Source organism: Aquirufa novilacunae (genome assembly GCF_045310505.1).
Lineage (GTDB): Bacteria > Bacteroidota > Bacteroidia > Cytophagales > Spirosomataceae > Aquirufa > Aquirufa novilacunae.
In genome coordinates this window covers 123,719-143,675 of the sequence record NZ_JBEWZG010000001.1, presented here as the reverse complement: position 1 = coordinate 143,675, position 19,957 = coordinate 123,719, and the positions used below count along the sequence as shown (strand labels likewise).

General features: G+C 40.8%; 18 protein-coding genes. 8 read left to right on the top strand and 10 right to left on the bottom strand.

Features of this window, described 5'->3' with window-relative positions:
* Nucleotides 1–78: 78 nt before the first annotated feature.
* Genes V7S74_RS00645 through V7S74_RS00635 form a run of 3 tightly spaced genes read right to left on the bottom strand, consistent with a single transcriptional unit; the run spans nt 79 to nt 4,738 of the window.
* Nucleotides 79–3,057 carry a DUF2723 domain-containing protein gene (locus tag V7S74_RS00645; RefSeq protein WP_406776844.1) on the bottom strand — a complete coding sequence of 993 codons (2,979 nt, stop codon included), beginning with the start codon at nt 3,055–3,057 and terminating at the stop codon, nt 79–81.
* An 8-nt stretch (nt 3,058–3,065) separates the two neighbouring features.
* Nucleotides 3,066–4,091, bottom strand: a complete 1,026-nt coding sequence (gene pheS, locus V7S74_RS00640) for a phenylalanine--tRNA ligase subunit alpha (protein ID WP_406776843.1) — start codon at nt 4,089–4,091, stop codon at nt 3,066–3,068.
* 8 nt (nt 4,092–4,099) lie between these two features.
* Nucleotides 4,100–4,738, bottom strand: a complete 639-nt coding sequence (locus V7S74_RS00635) for a porin family protein (protein ID WP_406776842.1) — start codon at nt 4,736–4,738, stop codon at nt 4,100–4,102.
* Between the two features lie 100 nt (nt 4,739–4,838).
* Between V7S74_RS00635 and radA the strand changes: the two genes are divergently transcribed.
* Complete coding sequence (gene radA, locus V7S74_RS00630; RefSeq protein ID WP_406776841.1) at nt 4,839–6,218, top strand: DNA repair protein RadA; 1,380 nt, start codon at nt 4,839–4,841, stop codon at nt 6,216–6,218.
* Here the strand turns inward: radA and truA are convergent.
* The 3 genes from truA to V7S74_RS00615 all read right to left on the bottom strand — a co-directional run bounded on the left by truA (nt 6,190) and on the right by V7S74_RS00615 (nt 10,091).
* Entirely contained in the window at nt 6,190–6,954 is a 765-nt protein-coding gene (gene truA, locus V7S74_RS00625; RefSeq protein WP_406776840.1) for a tRNA pseudouridine(38-40) synthase TruA, read from the bottom strand. The genes radA and truA overlap by 29 nt on opposite strands.
* Nucleotides 6,955–6,959: 5 nt before the next feature.
* A complete protein-coding gene (purL, locus tag V7S74_RS00620) occupies nt 6,960–9,191 on the bottom strand; it encodes a phosphoribosylformylglycinamidine synthase subunit PurL (protein ID WP_406776839.1) in 2,232 nt (743 codons plus the stop codon).
* 327 nt (nt 9,192–9,518) lie between these two features.
* A complete protein-coding gene (locus V7S74_RS00615) occupies nt 9,519–10,091 on the bottom strand; it encodes a nucleotidyltransferase family protein (protein WP_406776838.1) in 573 nt (190 codons plus the stop codon).
* A 66-nt stretch (nt 10,092–10,157) separates the two neighbouring features.
* Here V7S74_RS00615 and V7S74_RS00610 point away from each other — a divergent pair, with 66 nt between their 5' ends.
* Genes V7S74_RS00610 through V7S74_RS00590 form a run of 5 tightly spaced genes read left to right on the top strand, consistent with a single transcriptional unit; the run spans nt 10,158 to nt 13,979 of the window.
* Nucleotides 10,158–11,321 carry a class I SAM-dependent methyltransferase gene (locus V7S74_RS00610; RefSeq protein ID WP_406776837.1) on the top strand — a complete coding sequence of 388 codons (1,164 nt, stop codon included), beginning with the start codon at nt 10,158–10,160 and terminating at the stop codon, nt 11,319–11,321.
* A gap of 22 nt (nt 11,322–11,343) precedes the next feature.
* Nucleotides 11,344–12,015, top strand: coding sequence for a hypothetical protein (locus tag V7S74_RS00605; protein WP_406776836.1), 672 nt, complete (start codon nt 11,344–11,346; stop codon nt 12,013–12,015).
* Nucleotides 12,012–12,287: a hypothetical protein gene (locus V7S74_RS00600; RefSeq protein WP_406776835.1), complete on the top strand. Its 276-nt coding sequence runs from the start codon at nt 12,012–12,014 to the stop codon at nt 12,285–12,287. Before V7S74_RS00605 ends, V7S74_RS00600 begins: the two co-directional genes overlap by 4 nt.
* A 1-nt stretch (nt 12,288) precedes the next feature.
* Nucleotides 12,289–12,738, top strand: coding sequence for an SRPBCC family protein (locus V7S74_RS00595; RefSeq protein WP_406776834.1), 450 nt, complete (start codon nt 12,289–12,291; stop codon nt 12,736–12,738).
* A 2-nt stretch (nt 12,739–12,740) separates the two neighbouring features.
* The gene (locus V7S74_RS00590) at nt 12,741–13,979 is read left to right on the top strand and encodes a dicarboxylate/amino acid:cation symporter (RefSeq protein ID WP_406776833.1); all 1,239 of its coding nucleotides are present in this window, start codon (nt 12,741–12,743) and stop codon (nt 13,977–13,979) included.
* Here V7S74_RS00590 and V7S74_RS00585 read toward each other — a convergent pair.
* The gene (locus V7S74_RS00585) at nt 13,957–15,192 is read right to left on the bottom strand and encodes an ABC transporter permease (RefSeq protein ID WP_406776832.1); all 1,236 of its coding nucleotides are present in this window, start codon (nt 15,190–15,192) and stop codon (nt 13,957–13,959) included. The genes V7S74_RS00590 and V7S74_RS00585 overlap by 23 nt on opposite strands.
* A 3-nt stretch (nt 15,193–15,195) precedes the next feature.
* Nucleotides 15,196–15,591 carry a 30S ribosome-binding factor RbfA gene (gene rbfA / locus V7S74_RS00580; protein ID WP_406776831.1) on the bottom strand — a complete coding sequence of 132 codons (396 nt, stop codon included), beginning with the start codon at nt 15,589–15,591 and terminating at the stop codon, nt 15,196–15,198.
* Between the two features lie 101 nt (nt 15,592–15,692).
* On the opposite strand from rbfA, the gene V7S74_RS00575 reads away from it, so the two are divergent.
* A complete protein-coding gene (locus tag V7S74_RS00575; protein WP_406776830.1) occupies nt 15,693–17,060 on the top strand; it encodes a hypothetical protein in 1,368 nt (455 codons plus the stop codon).
* A 1-nt stretch (nt 17,061) separates the two neighbouring features.
* On the opposite strand, the gene rpiB is transcribed toward V7S74_RS00575, so the two are convergent.
* Nucleotides 17,062–17,505, bottom strand: coding sequence for a ribose 5-phosphate isomerase B (gene rpiB, locus V7S74_RS00570; protein ID WP_406776829.1), 444 nt, complete (start codon nt 17,503–17,505; stop codon nt 17,062–17,064).
* 70 nt (nt 17,506–17,575) lie between these two features.
* On the opposite strand from rpiB, the gene V7S74_RS00565 reads away from it, so the two are divergent.
* Nucleotides 17,576–18,298 carry an LOG family protein gene (locus V7S74_RS00565; RefSeq protein ID WP_406776828.1) on the top strand — a complete coding sequence of 241 codons (723 nt, stop codon included), beginning with the start codon at nt 17,576–17,578 and terminating at the stop codon, nt 18,296–18,298.
* Here the strand turns inward: V7S74_RS00565 and V7S74_RS00560 are convergent.
* Nucleotides 18,288–19,955 carry a helix-hairpin-helix domain-containing protein gene (locus tag V7S74_RS00560; RefSeq protein ID WP_406776827.1) on the bottom strand — a complete coding sequence of 556 codons (1,668 nt, stop codon included), beginning with the start codon at nt 19,953–19,955 and terminating at the stop codon, nt 18,288–18,290. The genes V7S74_RS00565 and V7S74_RS00560 overlap by 11 nt on opposite strands.
* Nucleotides 19,956–19,957: the final 2 nt, after the last annotated feature.

The window sequence follows — 19,957 nt, the reverse complement described above, 5'->3', positions numbered from 1 at the left end:
TTCTATGAAAAAACATTTCAGAAATCATCGCCGAAGGCGAATCCAACTTTATGCTTTATTCTTTGTGCTTTATGCTTTCTATTGCAACCTCGCCATCTGCTTATTAAACTTCGCCTCTAACTCCTGGTATTTCGCCGGATTCACCTTCGAAGCCTTTAGTGCAGAAATGGCTAAATTCATTTCATAGATCGCGATTTGTACATCACGCTCGTGAGCACCGTAGCGACCATCTAGGTAATAATCCAATAATTGATCATCGCGATTTACAATTCTTGAAGCCATTTTAAGTGCTGCTTTCGAGTCACCCACTGCGATATACAATTCTACCATAGAAGCTGAGAATTGATCGTAAGGAATTACTTTGTCTGGCATTTTTTGGTCTAAATAGTCTAAGACCTTTTTCGCTTGTGCTAGACTTCCTTCACGCACTAATTGATCAGCGAGGCGATACACACTTAAACGAGCGGTTACCGATGGAATTCCTAAATAGAAATCGCCATGGTAGTAGATTTTATCGTTATCTAAACCTGTCCAATACATCTTTTTCAAGATATTATCAGACATGATTTGGGTGTTTACATAGCCATCATTTGCACCTGGAATTTTGAAAGGCATTAAACGATACGCATATCCTTCTAATTGCATCGATTCCTTTAAACCTAAATATTGGTCATTCGGTAAAGTCGACGCGAAATAGATCGGACGTTTCCAACCAGACATCGCGTTATTAGAGATGATCTCTAACTGAATCAATTCCCCTTTGTAGATGTTGTGTGAAGGCAATTTCCAACCCAAGACTGGGGACATATACGGAACAAACTGCTTAGGGAACCAGTTTGATTTAGCTACTGCTGCAATGTCGACGGGAATCACCACAGAGTCTGTAGGTAAGGTATTGATTGTCTCCCCTAATTGCGTTTGCTCCTGGATAGATGGGCTGTCTTTATGTAATAAGTCCAAATAATCCGGTAAAGACATCGCGTTTAAACCTTCTTTAGGATTAAATAAAATCTGGTCATTTACCCCTTCCATTAATTGATCTTTCGATAAAAGAATTGGCAATGGTTGAGATTCGTAGGTCTTGCGCTTCATTTGATCGATGTACCAGTCTGTACCTAAAAGGGACAAATTACATACACGAACGTCCGTTCTGAAACCTTCTACTTCTTGTACGTACCAAAGCGGGAACGTATCGTTATCCCCTCCCGTAAATAGAATCGCATTAGGAGCGCAGGAGTTTAGGAGGTTTTTGGCAAAATCAATCTGGTGCACACGACCACTACGATCATGATCATCCCAGTTTTGTTGTGCTAAAATCGCAGGAGCCGTTAAGCCTAATACAGCGACAATCACCCATTTGGCCTTATCAGCTTTCACAAACTTCTGAATAAATTCCAAAATCTGCATCACGGCGAAACCTGCCCATATCGACATAAAATAGAACGATCCTACGAAGATATAATCACGTTCCCGAGGTTCTGTAGGCGGGGAATTCAGGTAAACCGTCAAAGCTACTCCCGTTAAGACAAACATTAAAATTGTCACTAATAGATCCTTGTCATTCTTGCGAAGCATGTAGAAGAAGCCTAATAGCACGAAAATAATCGGTAAGAAATAGTAATTATTTCTCGCCTTATTGTTGCGAAGAATATCAGGCAATTTCGATGAATCCTCGAAGGTATTGATGGCCCAAGCATCTTGGAAATCGCTTTCGCGACCCACAAAATTCCACAACAAGTAACGCATGTACATGTGGCCTAATTGATGCGTAAACAAGAACTCCAGGTTCTTCCCAAAACTTGGTTTTTCACCCGCAGGAATGCCCAGCATTTCTTGATACAACTTCACGTGATTGGCCTGATTCGAATACACACGAGGTAATAGCATCATTTGGGACTTATCGTATTCATACACCGGTTTCTTCGTGTATTCCACATATTTCCCGTCTTTCATCTTATAAATAGGCGTCTCAGCTCCTTCTTTATAACCTGTCACTTCAGCTGTATAAACTGGACCGTAAATCAAGGAACGCTCGCCATATTGCTCTCTTTTCAAGTACTTTAAGAAGTTCAAGATATTGCTCGGGTCATTCTCATTAATAGGCGTATTATAGCCAGAACGCACTAAAGCAACCGTATAAGTGGAATAACCAATTAATAAGAAGACAAAAGAGAATAGCGCCACATTCAGCACCTCTTTACCTTTCGCATACGAATAACGAATGCCAAAAACCACCGCAGCAATTAAAAGGATCAAGAAAACTATCGCTCCTGTACCGTAAGAAAAGCCTAAGGTATTCACGAAAGTTAATTCAAAAGCAAATGCGACACTAGGTAAACCGGGGATAATCCCAGCATTGATGATACCTAAAATAAATAGCGCTACAAAAATCGAAATGACACCTCCGGTAAGCGTAGGCTTGTCATAGCGTTTGAAATAATACAATAAGCCTAAAGCAGGAAGTGTCACTAAGTTCAATAAATGGACACCAATAGATAATCCAACTAAATAAGCGATGAACAAGATCCAACGATTCGATGCGGCTCTATCTTCCACAAGCTCCCATTTAAAAGCAGCCCAAACAACAATCGCCGTAAAAAAAGACGACATCGCATACACCTCTGCTTCTACTGCTGAGAACCAGAACGTATCCGAGAACGTATATATCAACGACCCAACCACTCCAGAGGCTAATAATCCAAAACGTTCGTTCGAATTCAAGTCTTCAAAGGACTTATTGATCATCTTACGTCCGATCATCACGATCGTCCAATGCAAAAACAAAATAGTCAGCGCACTACTTACCACTGACATCATATTTACCCAATAAGCCACTTTGGTTACATCGCCTAAAGCTAAAAGGGAAAACATTCGACCTAATAAAAGAAATAAGGGCGCTCCTGGAGGATGAGGCACTTGCAATTTATAGGCACATGCGATGAACTCGCCACAGTCCCAAAAAGAGGCCGTAGGCTCTACCGTCAAGGTATAAGTCAACAACGCGATGAAGAAAACTCCCCAACCCGTCCAATTATTTAGTTTTTGAAAACTCCACATAGGTCAGATTAATTAAACTGTTTTAAGAAACGAACGTCATTCTCTGTGAATAGACGTAAGTCCTTGATTTGGTATTTTAACATGGTAATACGTTCGATTCCCATTCCAAAAGCAAAGCCATTGTACTTCTTCGAATCGATTCCCACATTTTCTAAGACATTCGGATCTACCATCCCTGCTCCCGCAATCTCCACCCAACCGGCTCCTTTGCAGACATTACAACCATCGCCTTTGCATAAAAGACAAGTGATGTCCATTTCAGCGCTAGGCTCTGTGAAGGGGAAATAAGAGGGACGGAAACGTACTTTCGTATCCTTACCAAACATCTCTTTGGCAAAATGATACAAGGTATCCTTCAAATCTTTAAAACTCACTTGCTCATCCACATAAAGTCCCTCCACTTGATGGAAAAGGCAATGTGCACGCGCAGAAATCGCTTCATTACGGTATACACGACCTGGCATCACCGAGCGAATCGGTGGCTTTTGGTGTTGCATCAACCGAATCTGAACGTTAGACGTGTGCGTACGTAATAAAACGTCATCCTGAATCTCTCCAGCTCCTTTTTCAATGAAAAAAGTATCCTGCATCTCCCTTGCCGGGTGATTTGCTGGGAAATTTAGGGCCGTAAAATTGTAGAAATCCGTTTCGATCTCTGGGCCATCTGAAACAGAGAAACCCATGCGATTAAATATCTCTAAAATACGCGCTCTCACTTTCGTCAATGGGTGTAGACTACCCTGAGAAATCGGATTATATAAAGTTAAATCAGAAGGCACTTCAAAATCAGCCGCATTACCCGCAAAAACTTCTTGCGCTTCAGCAAACTTCGTTTCCGCTGAATTCTTTAATCCATTTAAGGCTTGACCCACTTCGCGGCGATTCTCTGCAGGTACATTTTTTAACTCATCAAAAAGCGACGCCAAACGACTTTTGCGACCTACAAATTGATGACGAAAAGATTCTAATTCACCTTCATTCGAAATGACAAAAGCGTCAATTTCAGCCTGAAGAGCTTTTATTTGTTCATTCATGAGGGAAATTATAAAATGCGGAAACCTAGGGTTGCCTGGAAATAACTTGGTTTTTGGGAATAATTAAATCCGCTAGGCACGGCAATGGTATTCTGCAATTCAGACATGGCTCCTTCATAACGAAGATCCAATGATAAATTCAAGATATCTACACCTACACCCGCTTGATAAGAAAAGCTAGAACGATTAATCACATCTTGAGTGGTTCCTGAAAAATACGATTTAACTGCAGCATCAGGATTAGTCGACGCGCTGATGGCATATGTAGCCACAGGACCCGCTAATACACGAAGAGGACCTAATTTAACTCCTAGCAATACCGGAACATCTAATGATTTTTGAGAAAAACCAACAACACCTTGATTCGTAGTCAAGGAATTTAATACATCTACATTTACTTCCTTCGCAGCAAAATACACCTCAGGTTGAATAAAAATAGTACGGCCTATACGCGCAAACGCACCTAATTGGTAGCCCGTTTTATTTTCTAAATTAGCACTCAAGCTGGCTACTTTAACCGAAGATAAATTCACCCCACCCTTTAATCCAATTCGAAAATAATCTGCAGGTGCATGCTTCTGAGCAGAAGCGGTAGACATAAAACCCATCACTAGGGCAAACATCAGTGCTAGTTTTGTTGCTTTCATTTTAGTTGTCATTAATTAACTTGTAAAATTATCCTTTTTCATCCGAAAAAAAAGAAAAAACCGAAATCAAAACGTATTTTTGAGCACAAATCGTATAATCGTGGCCAAAGCTAAAACCTCCTTTTTTTGTCAATCCTGTGGACATTCAGCCCCTAAGTGGCTGGGCAAGTGCCCCTCTTGTGGAGAATGGAATACCTTTGTGGAGGAATTAGTGGAAGCTACGGTGCATCCGGCGGAAGTTTGGAAGACAAAAGGCAGTCCTAAATCAGCTGCAAAACCGAAATTATTAACCGAGGTTAGCTTCGAAAACCTACCTAAACTTACCTGTTCAGATCCTGAATTCAACCGTGTTTTAGGTGGTGGAATCGTTCCTGGCTCCCTCGTATTAATCGGTGGAGAACCCGGCATCGGAAAATCAACATTATTATTACAAGTTGCCCTTTCTTTAACCCAAACACGTGTTTTATATGTAACTGGCGAAGAATCTGAGCAACAAATCAAACTCAGAGCTGATCGCTTAGCTGCAAAATCGGACTCCTTATACATCTTAACTGAGACGAATACGCAATCCATTTTCCGCCATCTAGTCGACCTAGAGCCGGAATTAATCATAGTGGATTCTATACAAACCTTATTTTCGGATCAAATCGAATCAGGGCCAGGTTCCGTTTCTCAGATTAGAGAATGTGCCTTGGAGCTAATGCGTTTTGCGAAAGAAAGTGGCACTCCCATCTTCTTAGTAGGACATATTACCAAAGAAGGTTCCATCGCCGGACCTAAGGTTTTAGAACACCTAGTCGATACCGTACTTCAATTTGAAGGGGATCGCCACATGATCTACCGCATTTTACGTACGACGAAGAACAGATTCGGATCTACCTCAGAATTAGGCATATATGAAATGCTTGGGAGTGGCTTAAGACCGGTGACTAATCCTTCTGAAATTCTGCTATCCCAACGCGACGAGCCTTCGTCGGGTATCGCTATCGGTACCTTAATGGAAGGAAATCGTCCGCTATTAGTGGAAATACAATCCTTAGTAAGTGCGTCCTCTTATGGAAATGCCCAAAGAACGGCTAACGGTTATGATGGAAAGCGCTTGAGCATGTTGATCGCGGTATTAGAAAAAAGAGGTGGCTATAAATTAGCAACGCAAGACGTTTTCTTAAATATTACTGGCGGTATTCGGGTGGATGACCCGGCCTTGGATTTAGCTACCTGCATGTCACTTGTATCTTCTTATGAAGACAAAATCATCGATTCCTCCATCTGTTTCGCAGCTGAAGTAGGATTAGGAGGAGAATTGAGATCCGTTACGCGCATTGATCAACGTATCGCTGAAGCAGAGAAACTCGGATTTAAGGAGATTTGGATCAGTAAGTACAATTTGAAAGGATTGAATTACAAAGCGAATAAGATCAAGGTGCAGTCTGCTGCCACCCTGTTAGATGTTATCCTGCACATTTGGCGTCAAAAGTAGACGAAGGGTATTCTACTTTCAACAGATGTAGTCCGTGGGCTGGAACCGCACGACCCGCTTTGCAACGATCTTTTGAATCAAGTATTTCTTGTAATTGCATATTCGATAAGCGCCCCTGCCCTACTTCTAACAAGGTACCCACTACTGCCCGAACCATGCCGCGCAGGAATCGATTGCCTTGAATCGTAAAAATCAATTCTTCTCCCCTCCAGGACCATTCAGCCTGCAAAATCGTGCAATTAAAGGTCGTCACATCCGTCTTTACCTTCGAAAAGCATTGGTAATCGCTATGCTGAAAGAACAAAGCGGCAGCTTTATTCATTGCATCGACATCTAGGTCCACGCTGAAACGATAGGCGTATTGGCTGTTGAATGGAGTTTTTAGCGGGCTAATACGGTATTCGTAAGTACGCGAAAGAGCTGCGAAGCGAGCATGGAAATCATCAGCTACGTGGTAAATTCCTTGCACCGCTAAAGAATCTGGCAACATCCGATTAAGTCGAAAAACCCAATTTTCTTTCACCGATTTCCCTGCTGGAAGATCAAAATGCGCAAATTGTTCGTGCGCATGCACTCCCGTGTCTGTACGGGAACTGCCCACGATTTCCAAAGGTGAACCCAATAAAAGACTTAATTTATCCTGCAAAACCGACTGAACAGTCGTTGCATTTGGCTGAATTTGGTAGCCATGAAAAGAGCCGCCATCGTACGAAAAAGCGATTAGATAGCGGCTCATTTTATTTATTTCATTAATGCAGTTTCTAAAGCCGTATCAAAAGATTGATAAGCTGCAGCCACTGAACTTAATTTAGCTCCATCTGCTATGATATCAGTTCCTTGAACAGAACCCAATGCAGAGAACTTAACTCCTTGTGCTTGCAAAGCTGCCTCAAAAGCTGCCTTCTTAGAAGCATCCACTGAAACAACCACACGAGATTGCGCTTCACCGAACCAGAACGCATCCTGGCGAATCGAAGCATCTGAATTGACACTAAATCCTAATCCACGAGGGAAAGCAGACTCAGCCAAAGTCACCAATAAACCGCCATCCGACACATCGTGAGCAGATTCGATTAATTTATTTTCAATTAAAGACGTAATCGCCTTTTGTAATTTCTGTTCTGTCGCTAGATCAAAATGCGGTGCTGGAGTAGCTTTGATACCTTTGTACGAATACACATATTCAGATGAAGCGATATCATTCACCGACTCCCCTACTAAATAGATAGCATCACCCTCTTTTTTGAAGTCCAACGTCATCTTATTCTCTGGCTTCTCTAAAATTCCTAACATACCAATCGTCGGCGTTGGGAATACTGGACCTTCATCAGATGATTGATTGTAGAAGGAAACGTTACCACCCGTTACCGGAGTCTCAAACGCTTCACAAGATTTCTTCATACCCTTAATCGCACCCACGAATTGCCAGTATACTTCTGGAACATAAGGATTTCCAAAGTTCAAACAGTTCGTAATCGCCACCGGAACTCCGCCTGAGCAGACAATATTACGAGCCGCTTCCGCCACTGCCATCGCACATCCTTCTTCTGGATCTGCATTTACATAGCGTGAATTACAATCTACAGTAATCACAATTGATTTTTGAGAACCATGCACTTTCACCACAGCCGCATCCGACGGCGCATTTGTATTACGGTTCGCACGACCAATCGATGAATCGTATTGTTGAGCAACCCACTTCTTCGAAGCGATATTTGGGTGATTCATCATGTAGTTTAAAGCCTTAGGTAATTCTTCCTTCGGCAAATCAGCTACTGAATCGATTTTAAATTTCTTGAATTCTTGGTAGTAAGCAGGCTCTTTGTATTCGCGGTGATAAACCGGAGCTCCACCACCTAAAACTAAATCGTCCGCTGGAACATCCGCCACTAAAACACCATCTTGATAGAATTGAAGACGTCTCGTGTCAGTAACCGTACCGATTTGCTCACAGTTTAGATCCCATTTATCAAAGATACGTTTCGCCTCGTGCTCACGACCCTTCTCTACTACGATCAACATCCGCTCTTGAGACTCAGATAATAGAATCTCGAATGGTTGCATGTTCGGTTGACGCGTAGGCACTTTGGAAAGATCAATAATCATACCATGCTCCCCTTTCGCAGACATTTCAGACGTCGAGCAGATAATACCCGCCGCACCCATATCTTGAATACCAATCACACATCCTGCTTCGATGATTTCCAAAGAAGCCTCTAACAACAATTTCTCCTGAAATGGATCGCCTACTTGAACCGCAGGCAATTTCTCCGACGATTTCGCCGTGATATCCTCTGATGCAAAACTCGCTCCCCCGATTCCATCTTTACCCGTCGCGGAACCCACAATAAATACCGGGTTACCCACGCCATAAGAGATGGCTGAAGCTTGTGTTCCTACTTTTAAAATACCCGCTGAAAACGCATTAACGAGCGGATTCACATTATAACAATCATCAAATTGTACCTCACCACCTACGGTAGGAATTCCAAAGGCATTACCATAATCACCAATCCCCTTCACGACGCCTTTCACTAACCACTTTGTTTTGGCTAAATCAATATTTCCAAAACGCAAAGAATTCAATTGCGCTATCGGACGTGCACCCATCGTGAAAATATCACGGTTGATACCACCCACACCAGTCGCCGCACCTTGATATGGCTCAAGCGCAGACGGGTGATTATGCGATTCAATCTTAAATGCACAACCCAAACCATCTCCTAAATCCACTAAACCCGCATTTTCCTCGCCAGCCTTAGCTAACATACGTGGTGAGTCTTTAGGCAAAGTCTTCAACCAAACGATTGAATTCTTATATGAACAGTGCTCAGACCACATAACTGAGAAAATCGACAATTCGGTGAAATTAGGCTTGCGACCTAAAATCTCTTGAATGCGATCATACTCTTCGGGCAATAATCCTAATTTTTTGGCTGTTTCGACGGTGGGAAGGGTTCCGATTGATTCCACTTAATTGAGTTTAAAATTGAAATGCAAAGATAGGAAATCTTGCTAAATGGTAAGTGGTAAATGGTAAATGAAAAATGAATTTTTATTGAAACACATCCCATTTACCTTTTACCATTCACCATTTACCATTTGTAAAGCATAAAGCATAGAGCAAAAAGCATAAATATCGAATAAAAAATGGCTGAAGCTCATTTTTTATAAATTCGGTGGAAAACTAAAGCATTTCATAAAGTCATTCGCACAGCGAATACAAACTTTGTTCTTTGTGCTTTTTGCTTTGTTCTTTAGATTTAAAAAGTAAATGGTGGTTTAACCACCGTTTACTTTTTAAATCCCCCAATACTCCCGATCTTCCGGTACATCAACATCCCGGAATTTATCAGAAAAGTGAATGATTTCACACAGCATGGGATTTAAACGCCAGAATTTACCCAAACCCTGATCTCCACTCCAGTTTTTGAATAAAGGACGTAAAGCACTTGGGATTAAAACGGGAGGCGAATTAACTCCTTGAAAGGACGCAACAATGGCTCTTTCGGGATTAGCCAAGGAGATGATATTTTTCATGTGCGCATTCGTTAAAAAAGGCAAATCGCACAATAATACGAGCACATCATTTGCTGAATCTATGGTTTTTAATCCTACTGACAAGGATTCCCCCATTCCTTTTTCCCAATTTTCAATCTCCACATAAGAAAGAGCGGGGAATTCTTTTTGTAATTTTTCGATGATGGACACAGTTTGTTTTACCTCGGCTCCTAAACACACCACTACTTCCTGGCAAACACTGAATGCGAGACGGATGGACCGTTCTAAGAGGCTTTGGCCCTGATAAACTAATAATTGTTTTGCTTCCCCTAAACGAGACGATGCGCCTGCCGCTAATATTAATCCAGTCATCTGATATTTATTCAATTTCACTAATTTAAATAAAAATAATCAAAGCAGAGGTGCTAATTTTAGGGGATGCTTCTAGAAACTGAAATTCAATTTATACAAGAGAACCTCCATCGGGATCCTGTCGCGATTGCCTTAGAAGCATCGAAATACCCTGATTTAGATGTCCCTAAATTAGTAGGCCAAATAAAAGCCAGACAAAAACTCAAGGACAAAATGCCTCAATGGATAGCCAATACCCAGGTGTTTTTCCCTCCTTCTTTGGCATTAGAACAATCCTCCTCGGAAGAAACGGCGCACTATAAAGCTAGCCTTATAAAAGGTAAAATTGTCGATTTAACAGGTGGAATGGGATTAGATTCCTATGCCTTTGCTCAAGCAGGTTGCGAGGTCGATTACCTAGAAAGGCAAGCGGATTTGGCAAAAATCACGGCCTATAATCACCAACAACTGAATGCAGGTAGTATTAGACATCACGCTACAGATAGTCTTACTTGGCTAAAAGAACAGAAAAACGTCTTTGACTTCATTTATGTAGACCCAGCCAGAAGAGATAAAGTAGGAAATAAAGTGGTTTTGTTACAAGATTGTGAACCAAATGCCATCGAATTAATCCCTCATATCTCTGAAAAGACCAGTTTGTTAATAAAAACAAGCCCTCTCCTCGATATAGATAGAGCCATAAAGGAATTGGAGGGGATAGAAAAAGTCTATGTCATTTGTATCAAGAATGAGGTAAAAGAGTTGCTTTTTCTCAAAACGAATAATTCTTCAGAGGATCCAGAAATCAGCATTATTGAATTGAATCAAGAAAATTCGCTTCTTTTCAAGGCAAAAAAATCAAGTGAAACGCAATCGGATATCAAATTCAGTGATTGCAAGAACTACCTATATGAACCACATGCTGGTATTCTAAAAGGTGGATTCTTCAAGACTGTAAGTGCTAGTGTCACGAAGATTGCTCCTAATACACATCTCTATACATCGAAAGAGGCAGATACTAAATTCCCTGGTAGAGCGTTTCAGGTGATAGCAGAAGGTTCTTTGGAAAAAAAATGGTTACAAGAAGTGCTGCCAGGGAAAAAAGCGAATATCTCTACGCGTAATTTTCCCATCAATGCGGACGAAATTCGAAAGAAATTCCAACTAAAAGACGGTGGAGAATTTACACTTTTTGCTTTCCGTGATTTTTCTAACAAAAACAGGGTTGTCCTAGCTAAAAAAATCTCCTAACTTTAATAAAAAATTCGTCTCTATGAAAAAGATCCTTGTTCTACTTCTACTTTCAATCGGTAGCTTCTCTGCTAAGGCACAAGTTTTCACAGGCATGTCTGAAGTAGACAAATCTAAAAAAGAAGGAGTCTACACCTTTGTCAATACACAAGAAAAGTATGCGAGAGCCAGCTGGAAAGCGTATTTATCTAAATTTGGTAAAGTAGTAGAGGGGAAAAATGGCACGTATGCGAGTTCTGATATTCAGATTGCGAGTATCTCGGACAAGCCTTTAACGGTGGTCTCGAAAGTTTCGGAAGAGAATAAAAAAGTAAAATTATTCATTTCCATCGCGACTGGTGCGGATGAATACATTCAAACTGGGCATGCTAAGTTAAGCGAAGCAAGCACTTGGATTGAGGATTTCATCAAAATTGTTGATTTAGAAGAAGGGGTCAGAGTGGAGGAGAACAAATTAGCCGAACTTATCGCCACACAAGCTAAAAACAGTAAGCAAGCCGAGCGATTGATTCGTGAATTAGACTCTAACGCGCGTCAAATAAACAATTTAGAGGAGCGTTTAAAAGAAGCTAAAATCGAGAAAGAGAAGATTCTTACGAATCAAGTGCAGAATAAATTAGACCAAAAGACGAAAGACGGCGAAATCGCAGCACAAAAATTGGCGGTAGAAGCAGCAAAACAAAAAATTAAATGAAAAAAGGATTCATCGGAATTTTAACAATTCTATTTTTCTGCAATTTTGGTCGTGTAGAATATTCTGCGCTGAACCCGAAGGCGAAAACCATACAAACAGATTCGTCTGCAAAAACAATAGCAAACAATCCTCAGAGGATAGTTTCTCAGGAAGAAGGTAAATCAGATCAAGATGTTTCTGATACAACGGAAGAGCAAATGAGCGTAGCAAAATACATAGCCACGGGCATTAAATTATTGTTTGCGACGCTGCTTAAACTTTTGGTAGCCTAATATGCTATCCTTCACCCTCTCCAGCCCTGTAAAGGCTCCCCTCTCTCACATAAAGGAACATTTTACTTCAGACTTATTACTGAAGTTATCGCCCCCTTTTCCTCAAGTTTCATTGGAAAGATTTGATGGATGTAAAAAAGACGATCAGGTAATTCTGAAAATCAATCTACTCCTCACGAAGCTCACCTGGAGCTCACTGATTACAGCAGAAAATGACACGACTGAGGAATGGTATTTTGTCGATGAAGGAGTTGAAATGCCGTTTGGTCTGCGTTTTTGGAGACACAAGCACCGGGTAATTGAGGTAAACCCTCTTCATAGCCTGATTATCGATGAAATTTCCTTTGATACGGGAATGACGTTTTTGAATTACCTACTTTTCCCTTTTCTTTGGGGAATGATTTTTTACCGTAAACCTCTTTATAAAAAATACTTATCCCTCATCAGCTAAAAATGAAATTAACCTTAACGAATAAAATTATCATTGGATTTATCCTTGGCCTAGTGCTAGGAGAATTCTTCTTCCTTTATTTTGCTCCAGAAGTTAGCCACGATTTAGGGGCTAAGGTTCAAATCGTTTCTAAGATATTCTTACGCCTCATCAAAATGATCGTAGGCCCCTTGGTGTTCTGTACACTAGTAGTGGGAATTGCGAAATTGGGTGATTTCAAGGCTGTAGGCCGGATTGGTATTAAAACGATTGGTTATTTCTATTTTGCGACCATTCTTTCCTTAGTAACAGGACTTGTGGTGGTGAACATCACACAACCTGGAAGTCTTCAAAGCTGGCCTAAACCCGCTGCAGGCACAGAAACGGGCATCGATTCCTCGAAAGCCAAAACTATGGAAGACTTCATCTTGCATATTTTTCCGGATAGCTTTTTCAAGGCTTTAGCAGAAAATGAAATTCTTCAAATCGTGATCTTCTCCCTTTTTTTTGGGGTTGCTTTGGGTTCTATTGGCGAGGTAGGAAAACGTTTGATACATGTAATTGAAAACCTTGCAGAGGTCATCTTTAAAATGGTGAATTATGTAATGGAGGTTGCACCCTACGCCGTATTCGCTGCTATGACAACTGTTGTGGCTAATAAAGGTCTAAGTATTTTGATCAGTTATGGCTACTTGATGCTGTGCTTTATGGGTGGCCTGTTATTCTTTACCGTTGTGATCTTGTGGATCATTTGTATCGTGAATGGCATCCCTTATTGGAAACTATTAAAAGAATTAAAAGAGGCTCTATTGATCTCCTTTTCGACGGCTAGTTCTGAGGCATCTTTCCCACAAACTATTGCTGCCTTAGAGAAATTTGGATGTAGCAGACGAATTGTAGGCTTTGTGTTACCACTAGGCTATAGCTTTAATTTAGATGGTTCCATGTTATACATGACCTTCGCCACTGGATTTATTGCACAAGCGTATGGCGTTCATTTAAGTTTAGACCAACAAATCACGATGTTATTAACCTTGATGATTACGTCCAAAGGTATCGCAGGTGTACCTCGCGCCTCTTTAGTGATCATTGCCGGCACACTAACCATGTTCAATCTACCGGTAGAAGGAATCGCCCTTTTATTAGGTGTGGATCCATTCTTAGATATGGGTAGAACGGTAACTTCTGTTGCAGGAAACGGAGTTGCTACTTGTGTGGTATCGAAGTGGGAAGGAGAATTTAATCCGCCTTTGGCTGATTAAAAGTCATTTGAACCGCTTTTCTGGCCGGTATGATGGAGGCCAAAAAGGTAATGACAATCACCACTAGCGCGGTCATCAGAAAATCAAGCCATTCCATTTGAATAGGATAGGCATCAATTAAAGCGTTCGGGATTCCCAAAGGGATAATTCCGAACGTTTGTTGTATCCAGCCCAAAGTAAAACCGAGTCCCATCCCAACCACTGCCCCTGAGAAACTGATGAATAGGCCCACCAATAAGAAAATAAGTAACAACTGACGTTGCGTAATTCCCATAGCCAACAAGGTTCTCAAGTCCTTTTTTTTCTCAATCACAAGAAGCGATAAGGCATAAAAAAGCGTAAAGGAGGCAATGCCCATAATAAAGGCCATTAGAATAAAGACAAACAGTTTTTCAATCTTGATGGCTCGTAATAATATGGCGTGCTGTTGATCCCTTGTTTGGACCCCAAAATTCGAACCTAAGATCTGCTGAATACTTTGTTGAACTTGAACCTCATTTACTCCCTCCTCTAACATAATATCAAAACGAGAAACCGCAGTCGAATCAGACAAAGTCAATTCACGCATCCATTGCAAGGGGACTAGAATTTGTTGATTATCAAACGTTTGTTCTACTTGCAATACTGCAGAAGGGAAAAAAGCCTTCTGATTAGCGGCATCTTGTGTTATTTGAAAATTAGCTAGGGCTTTTTGATTCGGATACCAGGCTTCTATCGGATGAAAACTATCCTCAAAATTCATTCCCATCGCCATAAACACGCCCGCACCGACCATTCCGAAAGGGTGACCTTCATAATCCACTAAATATTCTCCATCTACCACCTGATTTTTCAATCGTTTCGAGGCAATAAAAGAGGAATCGATTCCCTTTAATGTCACGACTAATTGCTTGCCATTGTACCGAATTAAGGCTTGATCCTCTAAAATGGGTTGAATAGAACGGACACCAGGAATTTTAGCTATGGAGTTTAGCTGAGTGGCTTGAAATGAAAAGCGCGATTCTGTTTTGGAAACAATGGTTAAATCGGGATCAAAGGTTTTGAATAAGCCTTTTTGGAAATCCTCTAAACCATTAAATACGGATAATATGAGCACTAATGCCATCACCTCCACTCCCACCCCGATCATCGAGATGCGGGAAATTAAGGTGATAAAACTCGCCTTAAATGGGGAAAAAAAATACCTTTTCGCAACAAATAAGGAAATACTCATCTTTTAATCAATTTCGTCAGCCACCCGATTAGGCTCCTCTCCATCTGCCGGAGGAATAACTAATCCTTCAAATAGCGCTTCAATTTTAGCAGCATATTCCGCGGTATCGTCTAAGAAGAAAACTAAATTAGGAATAATACGCACCTGCTTACGAATGCGATTCGCTAGGGCATTGCGAATGGCCTTATTTCGGATTTCTAATTCATCCATCACAGCCTCCCGATCATCAATCAACAAAAAACTTAAATAGCAACGCGCCACAGATAAATCCGGACTGATTTTCACTTCAGTCACCGTAACCATTCCTTTTCCAAAAATCTCTTTGAATTCTTTTTGAAAAATATCACTTAAATCCTTCTGTATTTGACGGCCAAATTTTTGCTGACGCTTCGTATCCATGCTTGCTCTAATTTTAAAAGGTGTTTTTATCACAAAAAACACCTGCAAATTTCATAATAATAATTGGAATCACCGTAATTTAGGGCTTCGTTTAGCTAAATATGTTGCAATTTATTAAATCCAATAGCCTGATTTCCATCCTACTTTTTTGTCTTGTAGGGGGATTTCTAGCATTTGTGCAGACTCAGCAGGGATTTACTTATTTTCCTTGGGAAATTAAAAACTATTTAATTGGCCAAAAGTTAAACCAAGGGTTCAGGCTTTACAAAGACATTCGAGATAATACGGGACCCTTTGCAACGGGATTCTATCAATTACTTGATTTTTTTTCGATCTCCATTTCCGCTAACCCCTACATTGCTTTTTCCATCATCTGCCTTCAGGCCTATCTTTTTCAGCGTTGTATTTTACAGTTTGATTTGATGCCTAAATTGGGCGGATTGGCTTTTGGAATCTATCTGCTTTTATTTCATCTGACAAGAGAATTTTACGTACCAGATCCTGCCTTACTGGGATTAACCTTTCTGTTATTAACCTGGAGGGAAATCATTCAGCAGCAAAAAACTTTATTAGTTAATGACCGCGTATTTTTAGTTGGGGTCTACCTAGCCACAGCCACCTTGTTATTCCCTGCCTATTTCTGGGTTTTACCTTGGGCTATTTTGAGTTTGTTATTTTATTCAGGTATCAGCATTCGACAAATTATTCTCGTACTGATCGGCTATCTATTTGTCATCACCATAACAAGTTTAGTCTTTTCTTTCCGCGGAAACCTCCCCTATTTATGGCAGGTTTACCGTCAATCGCTCTTCACCTTTCAGCTGATTTCTTGGGAAGAAAGCAAGCGAGTATTACTGACCTTTGCCCCGGCCTTCCTGTTAGGGATTTGGGGTTTATACAAAGTAGTGGGGAATCCCAAAATTAGAGCACATGCCCAGAAAGCACAGCAGACGACCATTATCTGGTTTTTCTTTAGCTTTCTTTCCATGGCTAATTTCCCTGCCTTTCACCGCATCAACTTCGTGATCTTATTGCCTCCTTTGGCCTATTTTGGATTAAATATCTTCTATGTGATCAAGAAGAATTGGCAGAAGGAACTCGTTTTCGTATTACTTTTTGCGTCGGTTTTTATTCTGGCAAAACAAGACTACAAAGAGGCCAAAATGACGATTAAACAGAAGCCTTTATTATTCATTAGTGGGCAAAAATTGCTTGTATTAGGTCCTGAGATAGACGAATACTTGCACAATGAAATGGCTGGACCATTTGTGAATTGGGAATTGGCTAAACCTTTATTAAGTCAATTGAATTCCTATAAAAACGTCATCACGGTTCAGGAATATTTCGCCAAGGATCAACCCACCTATATCTATGATTCGGAAGGTTATTTACCCAAAATTGGGCAGTACCTTCCTTCTATCACGCAACAATACGTGCTAGTAAGTCCTAAACTTTACCGTAAAAAATAGCTTAGCAACAAGAAATCTTGTTCACGCGACCTTGGTGACGACCTCCCTCAAAAGAGGTATCTAAAAATACCTGTAAACAAGCTTTAGCTTCCTCTAAAGAGATGAAACGTACGGGTAAACACAATACATTGGCATCGTTATGTTGACGAACTAAGGCAGCTACCTCCGTATTCCAAGCCAAACCTGCGCGGATTCCTTGGTGCTTATTCGCCGTGATAGCTACCCCATTTGCACTACCACATAATAATAAACCAAAACTTACCTCTCCTTTTTCCACTGCATCTGCGACTGGGTGTGCAAAATCTGGATAGTCTACGGAATCAGCTGAATAGGTGCCACAGTCTTTCACCGTGATACCTTTGGCCTCCAAAAAAGAGATCAAATCATTCTTGTAATCAAAACCAGCGTGGTCACCGCCTACTGCAAAACTTAAAGGAGCATTCATTAATTTATGATTTATTTATTTGCAAAGGTAAAAGGATTAGTCCTACATTTAGGAAACAATTTTGAAAATTATGACGGAGAATAACCGGAAAGAGGAAGAAGAGAAAATCAAGCAGGCCTTTGGTGATAAAACTTGGGCTCAGATTAAATCAGAGGAATCGTGGCGTATCTTCAAAATCATGAGCGAATTCGTCGAGGGAATTGATAAATTATCCAAAATTGGCCCTTGCGTGTCAATATTTGGATCAGCAAGAACAAGTCCTGATAATCCATATTACAAGATAGCGGAAGAAATCGCCGCGAAATTAGTGCGACATGGTTATGGCGTTATAACAGGCGGTGGCCCTGGCATTATGGAGGCGGGGAATAAAGGAGCGGCGAGTGAAAAAGGAAGAAGTGTAGGATTAAACATCGAATTGCCGTTTGAACAAAAGCCCAATCCTTACATCGATTCTGATAAAAACATCAACTTTGATTTCTTTTTTGTACGCAAAGTGATGTTCGTCAAATATTCACAGGGCTTTATTATTATGCCGGGCGGTTTTGGCACCTTGGACGAAATGTTTGAATCACTTACGTTAATCCAAACCCATAAAATAGGTCGTTTCCCAGTTGTATTAGTGGGGAAAGACTATTGGGGAGGTTTACTTGAATGGATTAAAAAGACCATGGTGGGACACGGTAATATTCACGAAGAAGACTTAGAATTATTTTCATTAGTAGATACTCCTACCGAAGCCGTTCGAGTAATCGATGACTTCTATGCGAAATATTTACTCAAGCCTAACTTTTAGAAAAGAATTTTTTAATATCTGCCAATGACAAGGCGTTCAACGTCAATTCCTTCAAAAGGCCTCCTTTTCTTCCCACTTTCACGCCCCATTCCATATCCATAATGCCGGCAATGGCATGGGCATCCGGATTCACAGAAACAAATAGGCCTTTGTCCATCGCCTCGTAGATATAACGCCAGTCTAAATCCAAACGATACGGACTCGCATTCAATTCGACAGATACCCCATTCGCCTTGCAGGCATCTAGAATCTTCGACATCTGCAAAGGAAATCCAGGTCTAGCTAACAATAATCTTCCAGTGGGATGCCCTAGAATAGAGGTGTAGGGATTTTCTATGGCTTTTATCACGCGAGACATCGCTTTATCCAAGTCCATCACTAATCCTGCATGAACAGAAGCCACCACATAATCAAAGGAAGACAAAACGGCAGCATCATAGTCTAAACTGCCATCTGGTAAAATATCAGCCTCAATTCCCTTTAAAATTTGAAAATCAGTCCATTGTGAGTTCAATTGATCGATTTCAGCATGTTGCCTAAGGACATCCTCTTCTTTCAATCCTCCCGCATAGGCCGCATATTTTGAGTGATCTGCAATCCCGAAATAGGATAATCCATGCGCTCGACACGCTTCAGCCATTTCCACTAGCGTATTTTTACCATCCGAATAGGTCGAGTGGTTGTGCAAACATCCCTGCAAATCAGCATATTGAATCAATGAAAGATGGCCATGGTTTTTCGCCCATTCAAACTCCTGAAGGCCTTCTCGCATCTCCGGCTCAATATAAGGCAAGGATTGACTAGTATAGATTTCTTGTTCTGAATCGATTGATTTTCCCTCAAATCGCTCCATAAAATGCACTTGACTTAAATGCTCCTGGGAGGCAGACAAGCCAAAATATTTGGAATTAAACTCCGATTGACTCGCAAAATGTATTTCGACCGGGATCAAATGACCAACAATTACACCTCTCCAAGTGAAAGGAGAAGACTCCTTCCTATCCTCCTCTAAGCCATCCACCGATTGCAACAATCCAGAAGCACCGAACAAATCCTCCGTTTCAACCAAAAACACCAGGCTTGAAATAATTTCCGCATTACGTCTTAACTCGCCAGCTATTTCTACCCGCTTAAAATGTTGGGAGAGTTGTGTCTTGATTTCAGCAGCTAAATCCGCTGCCTTGTTAATACGTAATTTGCTCGAATTCGATTTAATGAATTGAATATTGAGTTTGACACTTTCGACAATAGACCCACCAAATCCCTTCAAATTCGCTAATCTCCCATCTTCACAAGCGACTAATAGATCATCAATTTCTGTTATTTGCAACTCCTGCCAAATCGTCCTTACTTTTTTAGGACCTAAACCTTTAATCTTTAGTAGTTGTAAAAGTCCAGCAGGTGTTTGTTCGATAATTTGCTCTAAATCAGTGCAAGTGCCCGTGGAAGCAACTTCTTGTACTATTTTAACAACGACCTTACCCACACCAGGAATCATTAGTAATTCTTGTTCACTCAAGGAATGAATCAAACCGGGAAATTTATCTAATCCACGCGCAGCAAAAGCTAGATTTTTACTTTTGAATTCATTGCTGTTATGTAAATCCCAAAGCTTCACGAGAAGCTCAAGCACATCGACAATTTGATCATTTTCCATAG